Below are 14,971 nucleotides of genomic sequence, written 5' to 3' on the forward strand. Positions count from 1 at the left end.
CGGGCCGCCTTCGGCGGCCCGCACCCCACGAAGTCATAGATACCGAATGGAGCGACTATCAGGGTGGCAAAGAGAGAAAAAACCTTTGGGGGTTAGGGGCCTCGTTTGGAGTCGGGCGCTTGAGCGCCCGTTTCCGCAGATCCCCAAGATCTACAGTCAAAGGATGCCTGCCTCATGGTCGAGGCACTTCCGCCCCACACGGGTGAGGTTTGGGAGGCGGTCCTCCGCTTTCTGAGCCGTCGCTCCACCCTGACCCTGGCGACCGCCGATGAGAGCGGGCGGCCTTACGCAGCCTCCCTATACTTCGTCCACGATGAGCGATTGCGGCTTTACTTCCTTTCCTCACCGGAAAGCCGTCACATCTCTCATCTCGCTGTCCGATCGGAAGTCGCTGTGACCATCCACGGCGAGCCGTGGGATTGGAAGACCATTCAAGGCCTTCAACTGACCGGGACGGCAGATCCGGTTGAGGACGCCGAGGAGCGGGAGCGGGTGATGGCCCGCTATCGGGCGAAGTTCCCCTTCATTGAGGAGTTGCCCCAAGCGCTGGCCCACGCCCGGCTCTATCGGATCACTCCTCACTGGGTGCGGTGGATCGATAACACGAGGGGGTTCGGCTACCGGGTGGAGTGGCGGTTGCGATGATCTACCTGCGCGTTCTCCTCCGGTTCTTTAAGGCCAGCCTGATGGCGGCCATGGAATACCGAGCGGATTTCCTGGCCAACGCCCTGGTCGCTGTGGCCGCTTCCCTCTGGACGCTGGCGGCGCTCCAGGTGTTCTTCCTGCATCGCCCTCGGCTGGGCGGCTGGCGTTATGAAGAAGCCCTCATCGTCGCCGGGCTTTTTATCGCTTTCGAAGGCGTAATGGCCGCCTTCTTCCGACCGAACCTGGAGGAGATCCCGGAAGCCATCCGCCAGGGCACACTGGATTTCATCCTGCTGCGCCCCCTGGACAGTCAGTTCTTGGTCTCCTTCCAGCAGATGCAGGTTTGGCATCTCACAGACATCATGCTGGGCCTGGGGGTAGTGGCCTGGGCCCTAAGCCGGCTGGGGTGGCCCTCGCCGGATCGCCTGCTTCTGTTTGGAGTGATGCTGCTCTCTGGCCTGGTGATCTTTTATTCTTTGTTAATGATCCTGATCACCCTCGCGTTCTGGTTCGTCGAGGTCGGAAACATCATGGAATTGATCTACACTTTCTTTGAGGCCGGGCGCTTCCCGGTGACCGCTTTCCCCACCTGGATCCGGGTTGTGTTAACCTTTGTTGTCCCCATCGCCTTCATCACCACAGTGCCCGCCCAGGCGGTCCTGGGTTGGCTGCGCCCTGAAGGGATCCTGGCCGGCCTGCTGATCGCCACGGTCCTCTTCCTAATCAGCCGGGCCTTCTGGCGCTACGCGCTCCGCCATTACACCAGCGCAGGAGGATAGCGCGCCCCAAAGCATTCCGGCAGCGGGGAGATGGGGTATTTTGTAGGGGCACCCCTTGTGGGTGCCCCTAGGCCTGGGGCAGGCACGAGGCCTGTTCCTACTCGTTCATCTCCTCCAGCTCCAGCTCCGCCAGTGACATCTCCGCTTCACACTTGAGACAGCGTGCGTTCTCCCGGTTGTTCTGCACCAAGAGCCCCCCGCAGTGTGGGCAGCGAACGCTGAGAGGACGTTTCCATGTGGTGAAGTTGCACGTGGGCCAGTTGCTGCACCCATAGAAGGTGCGACCCCGTTTGCTCTTCTTCTCCAGAAGCTCTCCGCCACACTGCGGACATGGGACCCCCAGCTTGTTGTAGAAGGGGCGGGTGTAGCGGCACTCGGGAAAGCGGGTGCAACCGATGAACTTCCCGAAGCGCCCATAACGGATCTGCAGCGGCGCCCCACACTCCGGGCATTGCTCGTCCAGCACCTCGTGGTCCAGCGAGACCTTCTGGATCCTGGCCAGGGCGGCTTGGAGCTGTTGCTCGAAGGGTCCGTAGAACTGACGCAGCACCTCCACCCAGTCGACCTCGCCCGCTGCGATCCGATCCAGGTCTTCCTCCATCTGGGCTGTAAAGTTCACATCCATAATGTTGGGGAAGTGCTGGACTAGGAGGTCCGTGACCGTGATCCCCAGCGGCGTGGGCACCAGGCGCTTGTCCACGCGCTCGACGTAGCCGCGTTGGAAGAGGGTGGAGATGATGGGCGCGTAAGTGCTGGGCCGGCCGATGCCGTATTCCTCCAGGGCCTTGATCAGGGAGGCCTCGGTATAGCGCGGCGGGGGCTGGGTGAAATGCTGTTCCGGGAGCACCCGCCAGAGGCGCAGCCGCTCGTTGGGCTCCAGGGGCGGCAGGAGTCCGCCACCCTCCTCCTCTTCCTCTAACTTCGCGTCCTCCTCTCGAGCTTCCTCATAGACCACCAGGAAGCCCGGGAAGCGAATGACGGAGCCCGTGGCCCGGAAGAGATAGCGCGGGTTCTCCAAGGCCTCCAGGGGGATCTCCCCATCCGCGACCAGCGCCTGGGGCACGGCCACGATCTCCACCGTCACGGTGTCCAGGATGGCTGGGGCCATCTGGCTGGCCACGAAACGCTTCCAGATTAGCTCATACAGGCGGTACTGATCGCGGTCCAAGTAGGGCTTCACGGACTCTGGCGTCCGGAACACCGAGGTGGGCCGGATCGCTTCATGAGCCTCCTGGGCGATCCGGGCCCGGGTCTTATAGACGGGGGGCTCCGGCGGAAGCAGGTGCTCTCCATAGGCCTGGGCGATGAAGCGCCGGGCCTCCTCCTGAGCGAGAGGGGAGATGTTCGTTGAGTCGGTGCGCATATAGGTGATCAGGCCGACCGAACCTTCCTCCCCAAGGGGCAAGCCTTCGTAGAGCTGCTGGGCCACCGCCATCGTGCGCCGGGCTGTGAAGCCCAAGCGGCGGGAGGCCTCCTGTTGCATGGTGCTGGTGGTGAAAGGGGCGGCGGGGCGCCGCCGCCGTTCGCCCTTCTTGACGCTGACGACGACGTAGATGGCGCCCTCGAGCTCCGTCACCAGCGGGCGCACTTGTTCCTCGTTCTTGAGATCCGGCTCCGCCCCCAGGTAGCGGACCAACCGGGCGCGGAAGGTGCGCTCCTCGTCCTGCTTGCTGAGCTCGACGGCGATGGTCCAATATTCCTCGGGAACAAAGGTTTGGATCTCCCGTTCCCGCTCCACAATCAGGCGCAGGGCCACCGACTGCACGCGGCCGGCGGAGAGGCGCCCGCGGACCTTCTCCCAAAGCAGGGGGCTCAGTTTGTAGCCCACCAGCCGGTCGAGGACACGACGGGCTTGCTGGGCGTTCACCAGCTGCATATCGATGCCGCGGGGATGGGCGAAGGCCTCCCGGATCGCCGGCTCAGTGATCTCGTGGAAGACCACGCGGCGCAGCTTGGAGGGTGGGATGTGGGTGACCTCCGTCAGGTGCCAGGCGATGGCTTCCCCCTCCCGATCGGGGTCCGTGGCCAGGTAGACCTCGTCTGCCTCCTTCACGGCTTCCCGCAGCTCCCGCACCACCGCCTGCTTCTCTTTCGGCACGCGGTAGGTCGGCTTGAAGCCGTTTTCGATATCCACCGCCAGTTGCGATTTCAATAGATCCCGCACGTGACCGATCGACGCCTTCACGATAAACCCCCGGCCCAGGATGCGGCTCACCGTCCGAGCCTTCGCCGGGGATTCGACGATCACTAAGCGCGTTCCTTTCTCCGCCATTTCCTCCCTCCGATGGCTCTAACTTTGGGGGATGAGCCAGGCTGGCTGTGATCAGCCACGCCCCTGTCCATTGTCCATCTCACACCCGGCCCATCCTCCCAAATCCCTCAAGAAATCGATCGATCCGCTGCTCTCTCTTCTCTCTACAGCCCTTTGGACTGCGGGGAAGAGGTACGGGCCACTCCACGCAGCCTGCACCTCACAGATATTCATTCCGTCCTTCTCGCTTCAACATCTCCACTAACAGGCGAACATCCTGAGCCCGCTCGCGGTGGCAGACCAAGAGCACATCCTCAGTGTCCACAATGATGAGATCCTGAATACCGAGGGTAGCCACCAGCCGGCCGTTTCCGAAAATTAATGAGCCAGAGGTGTCCAGCCCCAGATGCTCAGCCCCCAGGACCACATTGCTCTGATCGTCGGTGGCGAGGATGTCCAAGAGCGCTGCCCAGCTGCCGATATCGTTCCAGCCGAACTCCGCTGGGATCAGAGCGACCTCCTGCGCTTTCTCCATCACGCCGTAATCGATGCTCATGTTGGGCATCTCCGGCCAGATCCGGCGCATGACCGCCGTCTCCTCCGACGTCCCGAGGGCCGCCTCCAGGGTCCGCAGCCCGGCGGCGAGCTCCGGCATGTTCCGCTCGATCTCCTCCAAGATGCGATCGACCCGCCAGATGAACATCCCGCTGTTCCAGAAGTGGCGACCGCCGGCCACAAAGTGCTCCGCCGTGGCCAGGTCCGGCTTCTCTCGGAAAGCCAGAACGCGGTAAGCAATGAAGCCCCCGAACCGCCCCAGGGGCTCCCCCCGCTCGATGTAGCCGAACCCGGTGGCGGGGTAGGTGGGGCGGATGCCCAGGGTGACCAGGAACCCTCTCTCGGCCACCTGGAAGGCCGCCCGTAGCACCGCACGAAAACGGGCTTCATCCCGAATGTAATGATCGGCCGGGAGGACGGCCATGATCGCCTGGGGGGTGCGGTGGCGGAGGTGAAGGGCGGCGAGGCCAATGGCGGGCGCCGTGTTGCGGCCAATTGGCTCCACCAAGAAGTTCTCCCGCGGGATCTCTGGGGCCTGCTGGATAAGCTCCTCGGCGTGCTCTCGCCCGGTGACCACCAGGATGTGCTCCGGCTTGAACATCGGGAGCAGGCGATCAACGGTCAGCTGGAACATCGTTCGCTCCCCCAGCAACCGGAGCATCTGCTTGGGGCGGCTCTGCCGGCTGAGGGGCCACAGCCGTGTGCCGCTCCCTCCAGCCAGGATGACCGCAAAGGGTTCGCCCATCATTCCTCCACCTCCCCAATCCCCGGGATCCCTGCTTCCCAAGCGCGATCTAAGGTTTCCTCATGATTCTGAGTTACACAGTTGGTTCCCTCGTGGGGGCTTGGTGGCGAGCCGGACGCTAAAGGCGCCCGGCTCGCCACCAAAATATTTTTCATCTCCCCTTCCCACGGCCTAAAGTGGGAGATGGGGCCCTTGGCCTCTCCACCCTCTCTTTCCCTCCCCACAGCCCATGGGGCTATGGTGAGGAGGAAGCGGCCATTTGCTCCCCCGCTGAATATCCCCAAAATTAAAACTTCAGGTACACAAAGCCATAGGCAGTCATCCCCATCCGTCTTCCCCTCCCTCCTCGTGCGATGAAGTCCCACAGGGAGGGGAAGACGGGCATGGAGCCTTCCCGCTTCGCCGGGCGGTGCTCGGATCACTACCCGCCATATGGTCCCGGCGGAAAATAACGATACGCAGAACCGGCGGGTTTCGCAACTTCCTGCAGGGATTCCCTGTGGGCAACGGAGGGTCGCTTTGGCGCTCCCATCGCCCACGAGCAGCGTTCACTTTTAGGAGGTGGTCGATGAACATCCTGGTGCTGCACGGCCCGAACCTGAATCTGCTGGGAACCCGCGAGCCGCAGATCTATGGGACCACCACCCTCGAAGAGATCAACGCGCAGCTGGAGGAGTGGGCGGCTGCCCACGGCGTCACCCTACGCATCGTTCAGTCCAACCACGAAGGGGCGCTCATCGATGCCATCCACGAGGCCCGGGGATGGGCGGATGGCATTCTGATCAACCCCGGTGCTCTTCATATCTATGGCTATGCCCTGCGCGATGCTATCGTCTCGGTGAACCTCCCGGCCGTGGAAGTCCACATCTCCAACACCCAAGCTCGAGAGGAGTGGCGACGCGTCTCGGTGATCGCCCCGGTCTGCCGGGGTGTGGTCCTGGGCTTCGGCTGGCGGAGCTATCTGCTGGGGCTCGAGGGGCTTTATGCGTTGTTGAAAGAGGCAAGGGCTTAGAGAGGCGCGCCGCTTGATCCCATTGGGAAGCGATAGGGCTTCCCCTGATGAGTTCGTCTCCTCCTCTGACACGCGACCCAGACAGCCTTTTTCGCTATAATGAAAGCCGATGAGGAGGAGCTGGAGGGCGCTTATGCCTTCTCCTTTCACGGGTATGGATCCATATTGGGAATGGCCGGAGTTGTGGCCAGATTTCCAGAGCAACCTGGCCTCGGAGATCCAGGCGCATACGGTGATCGAGCTCCTCTCCCCAGCGAACAAACGGGCGGGGCACGACGCGTATCTCGATTCCCGACGCAAGCGGCGGGGCCTGCTTCGCTCCCCCGTTCATCGGATCGAGAGCGATCGGCTCCGCGGTGGAGAACGTCCTCCCCTTGAGGACCCAGTTCCCCCGGCACCCTATTATGTCGTCCTCAGCCGGGCGGATCGCCGCCCGACCGTCGAAGTATGGCCGATTCAGCGTTGGGATCCCCTGCCCGTGCTCCCGGTGCCGCTCCTGAAGCCGGATCCGGATGCGTCGTTGGATCTGGGGGCAGCCGTGGCTGCGGTCTATGAGCGGGGAGCTTCCAGCGTGCGGATCGATTACCGCCAGCCGCCCCCATCTCCTCCCTTATCCGAAGCGGAGGAGGTATGGTTGGAGGCACGGTTGCGGGAGCAGGGATACCGCCGGTAGGCGTTGCGGCTCGTTCGCGGTAGGAATGAACGGTCGATCGCCTTCATGAACCGCCGAACCATTACGGGATGAGATGAGGAGAACGATGTCCGAAACGTTGTTCGCCGGGCGATATCGCATCTTGGGCACGCTGGGGCGTGGCGGGTTCGCCGTGGTCTACCGGGCGTTCGACACGGTCCTCCAACGCACGGTGGCCATCAAGGTCCTTCGGGACGATCGCTGGCAGGACCCGGCGCTGCGCCAGCGGCTGGAAATCGAGGCCCGCCTGCTGGCCAGCCTCTCGCATCCCAACATCGTGACCGTCTACGACTTCGGTTGGGAGAACGGTCAGCCGTATTTCGTGATGGAATATGTGGAAGGGTGGGACCTGAAGGTCCTCATCCGCCATGGCGCGCCCCTCGCGGTCGAGCGGGCGCTGGAGCTCTTCCTTCAAGTCTGCGCCGGGGTCGGCTACGCCCATCGCAACAACATCGTCCACGGGGATCTCAAACCCCAGAACATCCTGGTGAGTCGGTCGGGCGAGGTGAAAGTGGCCGACTTCGGCATCGCTATCGCCATGTGGTCTCCCGGTCAGGATCGAGGGACGTGGGCGACCCCTCAATACCTTTCGCCCGAGCAGGCCGCTGGCCAGCCTCCCACGTCCGCCTCGGACGTATACAGTCTGGGCCTCATCTTATATGAGATGCTCACCGGCCGTCTGCCGTTCGAGGCCGCCACGCCGACCGAATTGCTGCAGGCTCATCTGACCCAGGCGCCGCCCTCCCCGAAAACGTTTCAGCCCGGGCTTCCGGATGATTTGGTGGAGATCGTCATGACATGTTTGGAGAAAGAGCCGGCCCGCCGCTATCGGAATGCGGATCAACTGGGCCGTGTGCTGCTCCAGCGTTATCCGACGCCCACCCTGCCCGGCCTTCCCGAGGAGCCCGTCGAACCGACCACCCGACCGGTTTCCTCTACTCCTGCTGTTCCGACACCCCGCCTCGTCCCGACCGCTCCCGCGATCCCCGAGGAGCGGGACTGGCTGGTCTGGCTGTTGGGCGCCCTGGCCGCCTTAGCCGTGTTGGGCCTGATCCCCCTCTGGCTGCTGGTCTATCGCGCGTGGCTGGGGAGCCCCACCGGCCTTCCCACCCCTACGCCTCCGCCGACGATTGCCCCTGCCATCCAAGTCCCGGATCTCCGCGGGCTGCCGGTTGTCGACGCTCAGGCGCGGGCCATCGGCCTCGGACTGAACCTCTCCGTCGTCCGCGAGGTGGAAGATCCCCAGCAGCCCGCCGGGGTGGTGATCGCTCAGGATCCTGCCCCAGGAGCCACCCTCCATCCCGGGGAGACCATCCAGGTGACCGTCAACCGGGGCGCGCCGGCCTACCCGGTGGTCAACGTGCTGGGCTATACACTCGATGAGAACGTCTTGAATGGCTTGCGCTCTTACGGGTGGGATGTGCGGGTGGAGCGGGTGTGGAGCCCGGAACCGCCCGGGCGGATCCTGAGCCAAACGCCGCCGCCAGGGGCGGTCCTCGGGGTGGGACAGCCGCTGACGCTCACGGTCAGCGCGGGGACGCGGATCGAGATCGGGGCGAACTTCGCCAACTGGGTGATGCTGGATGCGGTGGATCTGCCCCAGCGGGCCTTCCGGGCGGGAGAAATCGTGGTCGCCACCCTGGAGTGGCGCTCCCTGCAGCGGGTGGACCAACCGCTGGTGATTTTCGTGCACCTGATCGGACCGAACGGCCAGCTGATCGCCCAGCGGGACGCTCAGCCCAACCCTCCGATCCCGGCCTGGCAGCCCGGGCAAATCGTCCGGGATCCCCTCGCGCTGCCCATCCCAGGGGGCGCACCTCCCGGGACGTATCAGCTCCGGACCGGTCTTTATCCGGAAGGCAACCCGGCGGCTCGGGTCGTCGTCCTGACGCCCGGCTATTCCAGCGCCATTAACAACAGCGTCCTCATCAGCGAGCTCACGATCCGTCCCTGATCCAAAGGTTACACACCATCACACGTGGGGCGAGTGCCCCGATTAAGGTTCCCCCGTCCCAACCTTGAAAACGGCCTGCCAGGCCTGGTAACGGGTAAACACTCGATCCTCATAAAGGATCTGCCCATCTTTCTCGACCTTCCGTTTCACCAGCACATCCGCCCCATCCACCGCCCAGTCCACCTGGACGATCTTCCCCTTCGGCAGCGTGGGATCTTCCTCGTAAACGGGGGGACCGTGGGGAACGACGTTCGAGACGAAGGGGCCCTCAACGGTCACCCTCCGTCCGTCATCCGAACCGTAGATCTTAAACGTTAACGTCCCCGCTTCGGGATTGACCTCCGCAGCGATCAGGATAGGGGTTTCCCGATCGTTCCGGAACTTGAAATCCGCATAGGGGGAGAAGATGGCCGCGTCGAGCCCCGGCCCGAAGGTCCGCTCATACCACCCCACCCGATAGGCGTGGGGCCATCGTTCCTCGATCGGAAAGCCGCCGAAGAAAGCAGCCCGGAACAGCGTAGTGGAAACCTGGCAAAGCCCCCCGCCCACGCCCCGGACCGTCCGCCCGTTGTAGATGATCAACGCCTCCTCAAAGCCGGTGTCCACGCTGACATCCCCCAAATGGGCGTTGAAGGAGAACACTTCCCCAGGCGGGACCACCACGCCGTGCATCCGAGAGGCTCCCAGGGTGATGTTCCGCACCCGCGGCGGCGGGGAGCCCTTGAAGTTCGTGGTGGCCTGGGCGATGAGGCCGGTGATCCCTAACGCCTCCGCGGTGGCGGTCTCAGGATAGCGGGGTGGGATCAGAGTGAGAGCGATCGGAACCTCCCGGGTGGGGGCGGAGAGGGCCTCGCGGACGCGGGCCACGGTGGTCGGGATGTCCATACGATACCCCCAACGGGAGGGAGCGATGGGGATCAGTTGCCTGCGAGCTTCATCAAAGACAAACCGAGCGTCCACCGGGTCCGCTTGCAGAGTGGCGGTGATGGGCGCCAGCCACTCCTGAAGACGTGCATCCTCCAGCCGAGCTTCCAGATGAGGCGAAGGGGAATCCACGCGAACCAACGTGATCATCCCCGCCAGCTCCGCGGGGGAGAGCTCCCACGGACCCGTTGTGGGAAGGGACAGCGGAACCGTGAGGGTTTCCGTAGGCACAAACAGATGGATCGGGCCCTGCAGCCACTGGCTCAATTGCGTCCGCGCCGGCTCCACCTCCGTCACGGCCGGCGGCACGATCTCCACCGGAAGCCGGATCGCCGTGGGCTGCAAAGTGGCCAGCGCTTCCAACAAGCGGGCCCGGGTGGCCTCTCGATCCAAGCGAGCCCCCGCCTCGGCCGGGAGGACGATCACCTGATCCCCTCGAATCTCCAGGGAAGCATCCCGCGGGGGACGATCGATCGCTGCCGCCAGCTCCGCCACCCGCGCGTCCAGGATCGCCGCATCGACCTCTACCCGCGGCGGCACCACCCGGCCGGACCACCAGATCGCAATCCGTTCCGGCCAATCGGCGAGGCCCTGTTCCCGGCCAACCCGCATGGCCTCTTGGAGCGTGCCCGGAAGATCCACGCGGGCGCCCAGATCCGCCAGCGAAACGGCGCGTTGGAACCCTGGCCCTTCCAACACGAAGAGCGGGCGTTGAGGATCCGGCAGGGTCGCCTCCCATCGGATGCGGGCCTCCTCCTCGCTCAGGCCGCCGACGGCGGTCGCGCCGATGAAGACCCCCGGCCAGATCCGGTTCGCGTAAATCCATTCCAGGACGCCGGCGGTCAGGAGCCCCAGTCCTACAGCGAGGAGCAGAATCGCTGAGACATAAAACGTGAGGGTCGAACGGGTTGAACGGATCGAAGTCGCCTCGCCGGCCATTTACCCTCCTCCCAAGCGGCGGGCAGCCCATGTCAGAGCGACGATGCTTTTGGCGTCGCGCAGGCGCCCCTCATCGATCGCCGCCCAGATCTCCGGCCAAGACATGGTCACCACGCTCAACGTTTCATCGAACTCCGGCTGCGCCGGACCTGGCGTCAGATCCCGGGCGATGAAGAGAACGATCTCCTCGGTGCTGTAACCCGGTGTCGGCCAGATCGCTCCCAGCCGCTCCCAGCGGGCGGCCTGATAGCCGGTCTCCTCCTCCAGCTCCCGACGGGCACAGATCAGAGGATCCTCCCCGGGCTCCAGAGTGCCTGCCGGGATCTCCAAGGAGACCGCGCCGATCGCGTAACGGAACTGGCGCACCAACGCCACCCGGCCGTCGTCCAGGATCGGGACGATGGCCACCGCCCCGCGGTGTTCCACAACCTCCCGGATCGCCGTTCCCCCGGAAGGCAAGCGAACCGTGTCGACCCGTAAGTTTAGGATCCGGCCCTCATAGATTCGGCGGCTCTCCAGAGGGACCTCTTCCACAACGGGGTCCTCCTTAAAGTCTTCATTGTTCTTGAAGCCCATCGCCTCCGCCCTGCTCACGGGCTCGGAATGATCAGGCGTTGCCCGGGGTAGATGGCATTCGGGTTCGTGATCCCATTGCGGGCCGCGATCACCGTCCATAGCATGTTAAACTTCAAGCCGATGCGGAACAGATTATCCCCGGGCTGCACGATATAGATCTGCTCGCCCCCGGTGGGGGTTCCTGGGGATGCGCCCGTGGTGGGGATCACCAGCCGTTGTCCGGGCACGATGAAATCCGGGTTAATGAGGTTGTTGGCCTCCACAATGGCCTGCACCGTGGTCCCATAACGCAGGGCGATGCGGAACAGCGTTTCCCCAGGCTGGACCACATGGGTCACCCCGGTGGACGGCGCAGCGGTCGGAGCCGGGGCGATGGGGGCCAGGGTCGGTGTGGGCAACGGAGAGATCATCGGCGTGGGGGATGGGGCCCCTTCCGGAGCGAGTGGGGTCACCGGGAGCTGGGTCGGTGTGGGCATAACCATTGGAACAACGGTCGCCGTCGGCTGGCCGAAAAGCAACCCCTGCGGCGTCGCTGTGGGCGCAGGGCCGGAGCGCGAGCGGGTGGGGCGGCACGCCGTCAGGACGATCAGCATGGTTAAGCCGAACCAAGGCAGGGCATGGATCCAACGCTTGCGAGCCATAGGCGCCTCCTGCGAGGATCAACCGCTTGAATGGATATCCTCAGCGGTCCAAAAAGGGTAACAACAGACTAACACAGCAGGAGCCAAAGGGCAAGAGATCCCGTATCGGTTTACAGAGCGCCGGATCCCTGCCAGGAGCTAGAATAGAGCGCTCAAATACGTGGCGCATTTCAGCGCGACGGTCTCGCTCTTCCAAAAATGAGCCAAGGGAGGCCGTACTGCTTGGTCCGTTTTTTAACTTTGGGGCTTTCAGGGATTGCGAATGAAGCATACGCATTCCCATGGCACGTTTTCTACACCGCATTTCCCGTTTAGGCTATGATTGGCTTGAGGTGGTTATTGAGGTCGTCCGATCTCAGGTTGCACATCAAAAGCTCCCATAGGAGGCTTCGATGATCGCCGGTGTGGAGATCAAGGAGCTCGTTACCCATGTGGATGATCGGGGGTTCTTCCGAGAGATCATCCGGATCACCGACCCGTTCTTCGCGGAAGGGTTCGCTCAGTGGAGCCATTCGTTGATGTATCCTGGCGTGATCAAAGCCTGGCACATCCACTGGAAGCAGACCGACTGGTGGTATGTGGCGAGCGGAACCCTCAAAGTCGCTCTCCACGATCTCCGACCGGATTCGCCGACTTACCGTCAGACGATGGAGCTCTACCTCGGCGATCACGCTCCGCCGCGGGTGCTGAAGATCCCGCCCGGCGTTGCCCACGGGTGCAAAGTCGTGAGCCCCACACCGGTGCATCTCTTCTACATCACCTCGCGGACCTATGATCCTTCCGATGAGGGCCGTATTCCCCATGACGACCCGACCATCGGCTACGATTGGCTGGCGCCGCCGCCGATTCGCTGATCCGATTGGATGGACCACCCTGCGCGCATAAACGATAGCGACGATCCGGAGCCTGTGATGCCCTTGCGTAATCTTGTGATCACCGGCTTTGTGGGAACGGGGAAGACCATCGTTGGGCGTCGGCTTGCCGCCCGGCTGGGATGGCCGTTCTTGGATTTCGACGAGGAGATCGCGCGGCGGGCCGGGCGATCGATCCCGGAGATCTTCGAGCACGAGGGCGAGGCGGCGTTCCGGCGGATGGAAGCCGCCTTGTGTCAGGAATGGTCCCACCCCCGAGGGTGGGTGCTGGCCACCGGTGGGGGGACCTGCGTGAGCCCTGCCAATCGAGCTGCCCTGCAAGCCGGAGGCCATCTCTTCTTTTTGTATGCGGAACTTGAGGAGGTGGCCCGGCGGCTGGCAGAGGCCGATGATCGGCCGCTCCTCCGCCTCCAGCCCGGCGAAACCCTCCTGGAGCGCTTGAAAGCCCTCTGGGAGGCCCGGGAAGCGGCTTATCGAGCGATCCCCCATTGGGTGGACACCACCGGTCGCTCGCCCGACGAGGTGGTCGAGGAGATCCTCCATCGTTACCGGTTGCTCGAAAGGGAAGGGATAACCGAATGATCCGCACGGAGCATTTAACCAAGCGCTACAACGGCACGCTGGCGCTGGAGGGGCTGTCCTTCGAGGTCCATGAAGGGGAGCTGCTGGCCCTCCTGGGACCGAACGGGGCCGGCAAAACCACCACCCTCCGCCTCATCCTTGGTTTGATTTCTCCAACATTCGGGCGCGTCTGGATCCGTGGGGAACTCATGACGCCGGAATCCCATGCGTTGCGTCGCCAAATCGGCTACCTGCCGGAGACCCCGGGGTTCTGGGAGCGCCTTCCCGCGTGGAAGAACCTGGAGATCTACGCGCGCCTCTATGGCGTTCCCTCCCCGCGCCGCCGGGCGATGGAGCTTCTGGAGCAGTTCGGCCTGGCGGACCGCGCCCGGGACCCGGTGGCCACCTTCTCCAAAGGCATGCGCCAGCGCCTGGCCCTGGCCCGAGCCCTCCTGCATGACCCTCCGATCCTCTTGCTGGACGAGCCCACTGCGGGCTTGGATCCGGAGGCCGCGCTGGAGGTCCGCGAGCGGCTTCGCGCCCTGAAGGGCCAGGGGCGCGCGATCCTCCTGTGCACCCACGATCTGGAGGAAGCGGAGCGTCTGGGGGATCGCGTGGCGATCTTGCGCACCCGCCTGCTGGCCCTGGATACACCCGACCGATTGCGGGCCCAGCGGTTCGGGCCGATGCTGGCCATCGAGATCGACGGGGAGCCGGAGCCGTATCTCCCTCGGGTCCAGGGACAACCCGGGGTCATCCAGGCGGCGGTCCGGAACGGCCGCCTGGAGATCCAAGTGACCGACCTGCGGACCACCACCCCCCATCTGGTCCGTGCGCTGGTGGAGGCGGGCGCGCCGATCCTGAGCGTGACCCCAATCAAGGTCTCCCTGGAGGAGCTCTATTTACAAATCGTTCGAGCGGGCGGGTAGGGTGTAGAGGCACCCCTTGGGGGTGCCCCGCCTTTGGGAAATACCCGAGAGGAACGCAAGCGATGAGCCTCCGTCGGATCGCCGCCGTGATGGATAAGGAGTTCCAGGATGCCTTGCGGAACCGCTATGTGGTGATGCTGATGATCATCCTTCCGATTGTGTTCGCCGCCATCCCGATCGTCAGCCTCACCACGATCCGTCAGCTCCCGCCTTCCCAAGCGCCATCTGGTCAGCTGCCCCCCGCGCTGGCCCGCCGGCTGGGTCACCTGCCGCTGCAGACCCAACTGGAGGTCTTTCTCGCCGCTCAATTCATGCTGCTGTTCTGGATCGCCCCGCTGGCGATCCCGATGACGATCGCGACCTACAGCGTGGTGGGGGAGAAGCGGGAGAAGGCCCTGGAGCCGCTGCTGGCCACGCCGGTGACCACCGGGGAGTTGCTCGCGGGCAAAGCCGTTGCGGCCGCATGCCCGGGGATCGCCCTCAGCTGGGGGGCTTACTTTCTCGTGGTGGCCGCCGCCCATGGGATCCGCCTCTCCCCGCCCGCCCTGGAAGTCCTTTGGGGGCCGACGGCATGGCTCCAGATCTTCCTCCTGGCCCCCCTGATCACCTTGCTGGCGACCCTCACCGGCCTGATCGTCTCCTCGCGGGTGAACGACCCTCGCCTGGCGGAACAAATCGGCATGGTGGTGATCCTCCCCCTGCTGGGCTTGATCATCGGCCAGAGCTTCGGGATCCTCTGGCTGAGCGGGACACTGCTCGCATGGATCGCCGTCTTCCTCGTGGGGGCGGATGCGCTCCTCCTCGCCCTGGCCGTGGCCATATTCGAGCGGGAAACGATCCTGACCCGGTGGCGATAATAGGGAGCGGGCGCCGCCGGGATGTTTCACGTGAAACATC

General features: G+C 64.2%; 14 protein-coding genes. 9 read left to right on the forward strand and 5 right to left on the reverse strand.

All coding sequences use genetic code 11. The features are described from left to right. Positions 1 to 174: 174 nt before the first annotated feature. Together ACFMO5_RS04570 and ACFMO5_RS04575 are read left to right on the forward strand one after the other, a co-directional pair. Positions 175 to 645 (forward strand): pyridoxamine 5'-phosphate oxidase family protein, encoded by a 471-nt coding sequence (locus ACFMO5_RS04570; protein ID WP_376791576.1) that lies wholly within the window; start codon positions 175 to 177, stop codon positions 643 to 645. Then, on the forward strand, positions 642 to 1,424 hold the full coding sequence (locus tag ACFMO5_RS04575; RefSeq protein ID WP_376791577.1) for an ABC transporter permease: 783 nt from the start codon (positions 642 to 644) through the stop codon (positions 1,422 to 1,424). Before ACFMO5_RS04570 ends, ACFMO5_RS04575 begins: the two co-directional genes overlap by 4 nt. A gap of 97 nt (positions 1,425 to 1,521) precedes the next feature. Here ACFMO5_RS04575 and topA read toward each other — a convergent pair whose 3' ends face one another. Together topA and ACFMO5_RS04585 are read right to left on the reverse strand one after the other, a co-directional pair. Continuing rightward, positions 1,522 to 3,696, reverse strand: coding sequence for a type I DNA topoisomerase (gene topA / locus ACFMO5_RS04580; protein ID WP_376791578.1), 2,175 nt, complete (start codon positions 3,694 to 3,696; stop codon positions 1,522 to 1,524). A gap of 199 nt (positions 3,697 to 3,895) precedes the next feature. Further along, entirely contained in the window at positions 3,896 to 4,975 is a 1,080-nt protein-coding gene (locus ACFMO5_RS04585; RefSeq protein ID WP_376791579.1) for a mannose-1-phosphate guanylyltransferase, read from the reverse strand. Positions 4,976 to 5,543: 568 nt separating this feature from the next. On the opposite strand from ACFMO5_RS04585, the gene aroQ reads away from it, so the two are divergent. The 3 genes from aroQ (at position 5,544) to ACFMO5_RS04600 (ending at position 8,632) form a co-directional block, all read left to right on the forward strand. Next, positions 5,544 to 5,987: a type II 3-dehydroquinate dehydratase gene (aroQ, locus tag ACFMO5_RS04590; protein WP_376791580.1), complete on the forward strand. Its 444-nt coding sequence runs from the start codon at positions 5,544 to 5,546 to the stop codon at positions 5,985 to 5,987. Between the two features lie 133 nt (positions 5,988 to 6,120). After that, positions 6,121 to 6,660: a DUF4058 family protein gene (locus tag ACFMO5_RS04595; protein WP_376791581.1), complete on the forward strand. Its 540-nt coding sequence runs from the start codon at positions 6,121 to 6,123 to the stop codon at positions 6,658 to 6,660. Positions 6,661 to 6,745: 85 nt separating this feature from the next. Next, positions 6,746 to 8,632 (forward strand): protein kinase, encoded by a 1,887-nt coding sequence (locus ACFMO5_RS04600; RefSeq protein WP_376791582.1) that lies wholly within the window; start codon positions 6,746 to 6,748, stop codon positions 8,630 to 8,632. A 42-nt stretch (positions 8,633 to 8,674) separates the two neighbouring features. Here ACFMO5_RS04600 and ACFMO5_RS04605 read toward each other — a convergent pair whose 3' ends face one another. From ACFMO5_RS04605 to ACFMO5_RS04615, 3 genes are read right to left on the reverse strand one after another with little or no spacing between them, the layout of a single operon-like run. After that, on the reverse strand, positions 8,675 to 10,495 hold the full coding sequence (locus ACFMO5_RS04605) for a VanW family protein (protein ID WP_376791583.1): 1,821 nt from the start codon (positions 10,493 to 10,495) through the stop codon (positions 8,675 to 8,677). After that, positions 10,496 to 11,071, reverse strand: a complete 576-nt coding sequence (locus ACFMO5_RS04610; RefSeq protein ID WP_376791584.1) for an NUDIX domain-containing protein — start codon at positions 11,069 to 11,071, stop codon at positions 10,496 to 10,498. Positions 11,072 to 11,085: 14 nt separating this feature from the next. Then, positions 11,086 to 11,712, reverse strand: coding sequence for a LysM peptidoglycan-binding domain-containing protein (locus ACFMO5_RS04615; protein ID WP_376791585.1), 627 nt, complete (start codon positions 11,710 to 11,712; stop codon positions 11,086 to 11,088). Between the two features lie 392 nt (positions 11,713 to 12,104). Here ACFMO5_RS04615 and ACFMO5_RS04620 point away from each other — a divergent pair, with 392 nt between their 5' ends. The 4 genes from ACFMO5_RS04620 to ACFMO5_RS04635 all read left to right on the forward strand — a co-directional run bounded on the left by ACFMO5_RS04620 (position 12,105) and on the right by ACFMO5_RS04635 (position 14,931). Then, positions 12,105 to 12,566: a dTDP-4-dehydrorhamnose 3,5-epimerase family protein gene (locus ACFMO5_RS04620; protein WP_376791586.1), complete on the forward strand. Its 462-nt coding sequence runs from the start codon at positions 12,105 to 12,107 to the stop codon at positions 12,564 to 12,566. Positions 12,567 to 12,623: 57 nt separating this feature from the next. Continuing rightward, positions 12,624 to 13,166, forward strand: a complete 543-nt coding sequence (locus ACFMO5_RS04625; protein ID WP_376791587.1) for a shikimate kinase — start codon at positions 12,624 to 12,626, stop codon at positions 13,164 to 13,166. Next, a complete protein-coding gene (locus tag ACFMO5_RS04630) occupies positions 13,163 to 14,074 on the forward strand; it encodes an ABC transporter ATP-binding protein (RefSeq protein WP_376791588.1) in 912 nt (303 codons plus the stop codon). The genes ACFMO5_RS04625 and ACFMO5_RS04630 overlap by 4 nt, the downstream gene beginning before the upstream one ends. Before the next feature lie 62 nt (positions 14,075 to 14,136). Next, a complete protein-coding gene (locus ACFMO5_RS04635) occupies positions 14,137 to 14,931 on the forward strand; it encodes an ABC transporter permease subunit (protein WP_376791589.1) in 795 nt (264 codons plus the stop codon). Positions 14,932 to 14,971 lie beyond the last annotated feature (40 nt).

Source organism: Thermoflexus sp. (genome assembly GCF_042408365.1).
Taxonomy (GTDB): Bacteria; Chloroflexota; Anaerolineae; order Thermoflexales; family Thermoflexaceae; genus Thermoflexus.

What these genes read in the sequence shown, in the direction of transcription:
- ACFMO5_RS04635 (WP_376791589.1), top strand. Translation starts at nt 14,137, where the DNA reads ATGAGCCTCCGTCGGATCGCCGCCGTGATGGATAAGGAGTTCCAGGAT.
- ACFMO5_RS04625 (WP_376791587.1), top strand. Translation starts at nt 12,624, where the DNA reads ATGCCCTTGCGTAATCTTGTGATCACCGGCTTTGTGGGAACGGGGAAG.
- ACFMO5_RS04595 (WP_376791581.1), top strand. Translation starts at nt 6,121, where the DNA reads ATGCCTTCTCCTTTCACGGGTATGGATCCATATTGGGAATGGCCGGAG.
- ACFMO5_RS04575 (WP_376791577.1), top strand. Translation starts at nt 642, where the DNA reads ATGATCTACCTGCGCGTTCTCCTCCGGTTCTTTAAGGCCAGCCTGATG.
- ACFMO5_RS04605 (WP_376791583.1), bottom strand. Translation starts at nt 10,495, where the DNA reads ATGGCCGGCGAGGCGACTTCGATCCGTTCAACCCGTTCGACCCTCACG.
- ACFMO5_RS04585 (WP_376791579.1), bottom strand. Translation starts at nt 4,975, where the DNA reads ATGGGCGAACCCTTTGCGGTCATCCTGGCTGGAGGGAGCGGCACACGG.
- ACFMO5_RS04615 (WP_376791585.1), bottom strand. Translation starts at nt 11,712, where the DNA reads ATGGCTCGCAAGCGTTGGATCCATGCCCTGCCTTGGTTCGGCTTAACC.
- aroQ (WP_376791580.1), top strand. Translation starts at nt 5,544, where the DNA reads ATGAACATCCTGGTGCTGCACGGCCCGAACCTGAATCTGCTGGGAACC.
- ACFMO5_RS04620 (WP_376791586.1), top strand. Translation starts at nt 12,105, where the DNA reads ATGATCGCCGGTGTGGAGATCAAGGAGCTCGTTACCCATGTGGATGAT.
- ACFMO5_RS04610 (WP_376791584.1), bottom strand. Translation starts at nt 11,071, where the DNA reads ATGGGCTTCAAGAACAATGAAGACTTTAAGGAGGACCCCGTTGTGGAA.
- ACFMO5_RS04630 (WP_376791588.1), top strand. Translation starts at nt 13,163, where the DNA reads ATGATCCGCACGGAGCATTTAACCAAGCGCTACAACGGCACGCTGGCG.
- ACFMO5_RS04570 (WP_376791576.1), top strand. Translation starts at nt 175, where the DNA reads ATGGTCGAGGCACTTCCGCCCCACACGGGTGAGGTTTGGGAGGCGGTC.
- topA (WP_376791578.1), bottom strand. Translation starts at nt 3,696, where the DNA reads ATGGCGGAGAAAGGAACGCGCTTAGTGATCGTCGAATCCCCGGCGAAG.
- ACFMO5_RS04600 (WP_376791582.1), top strand. Translation starts at nt 6,746, where the DNA reads ATGTCCGAAACGTTGTTCGCCGGGCGATATCGCATCTTGGGCACGCTG.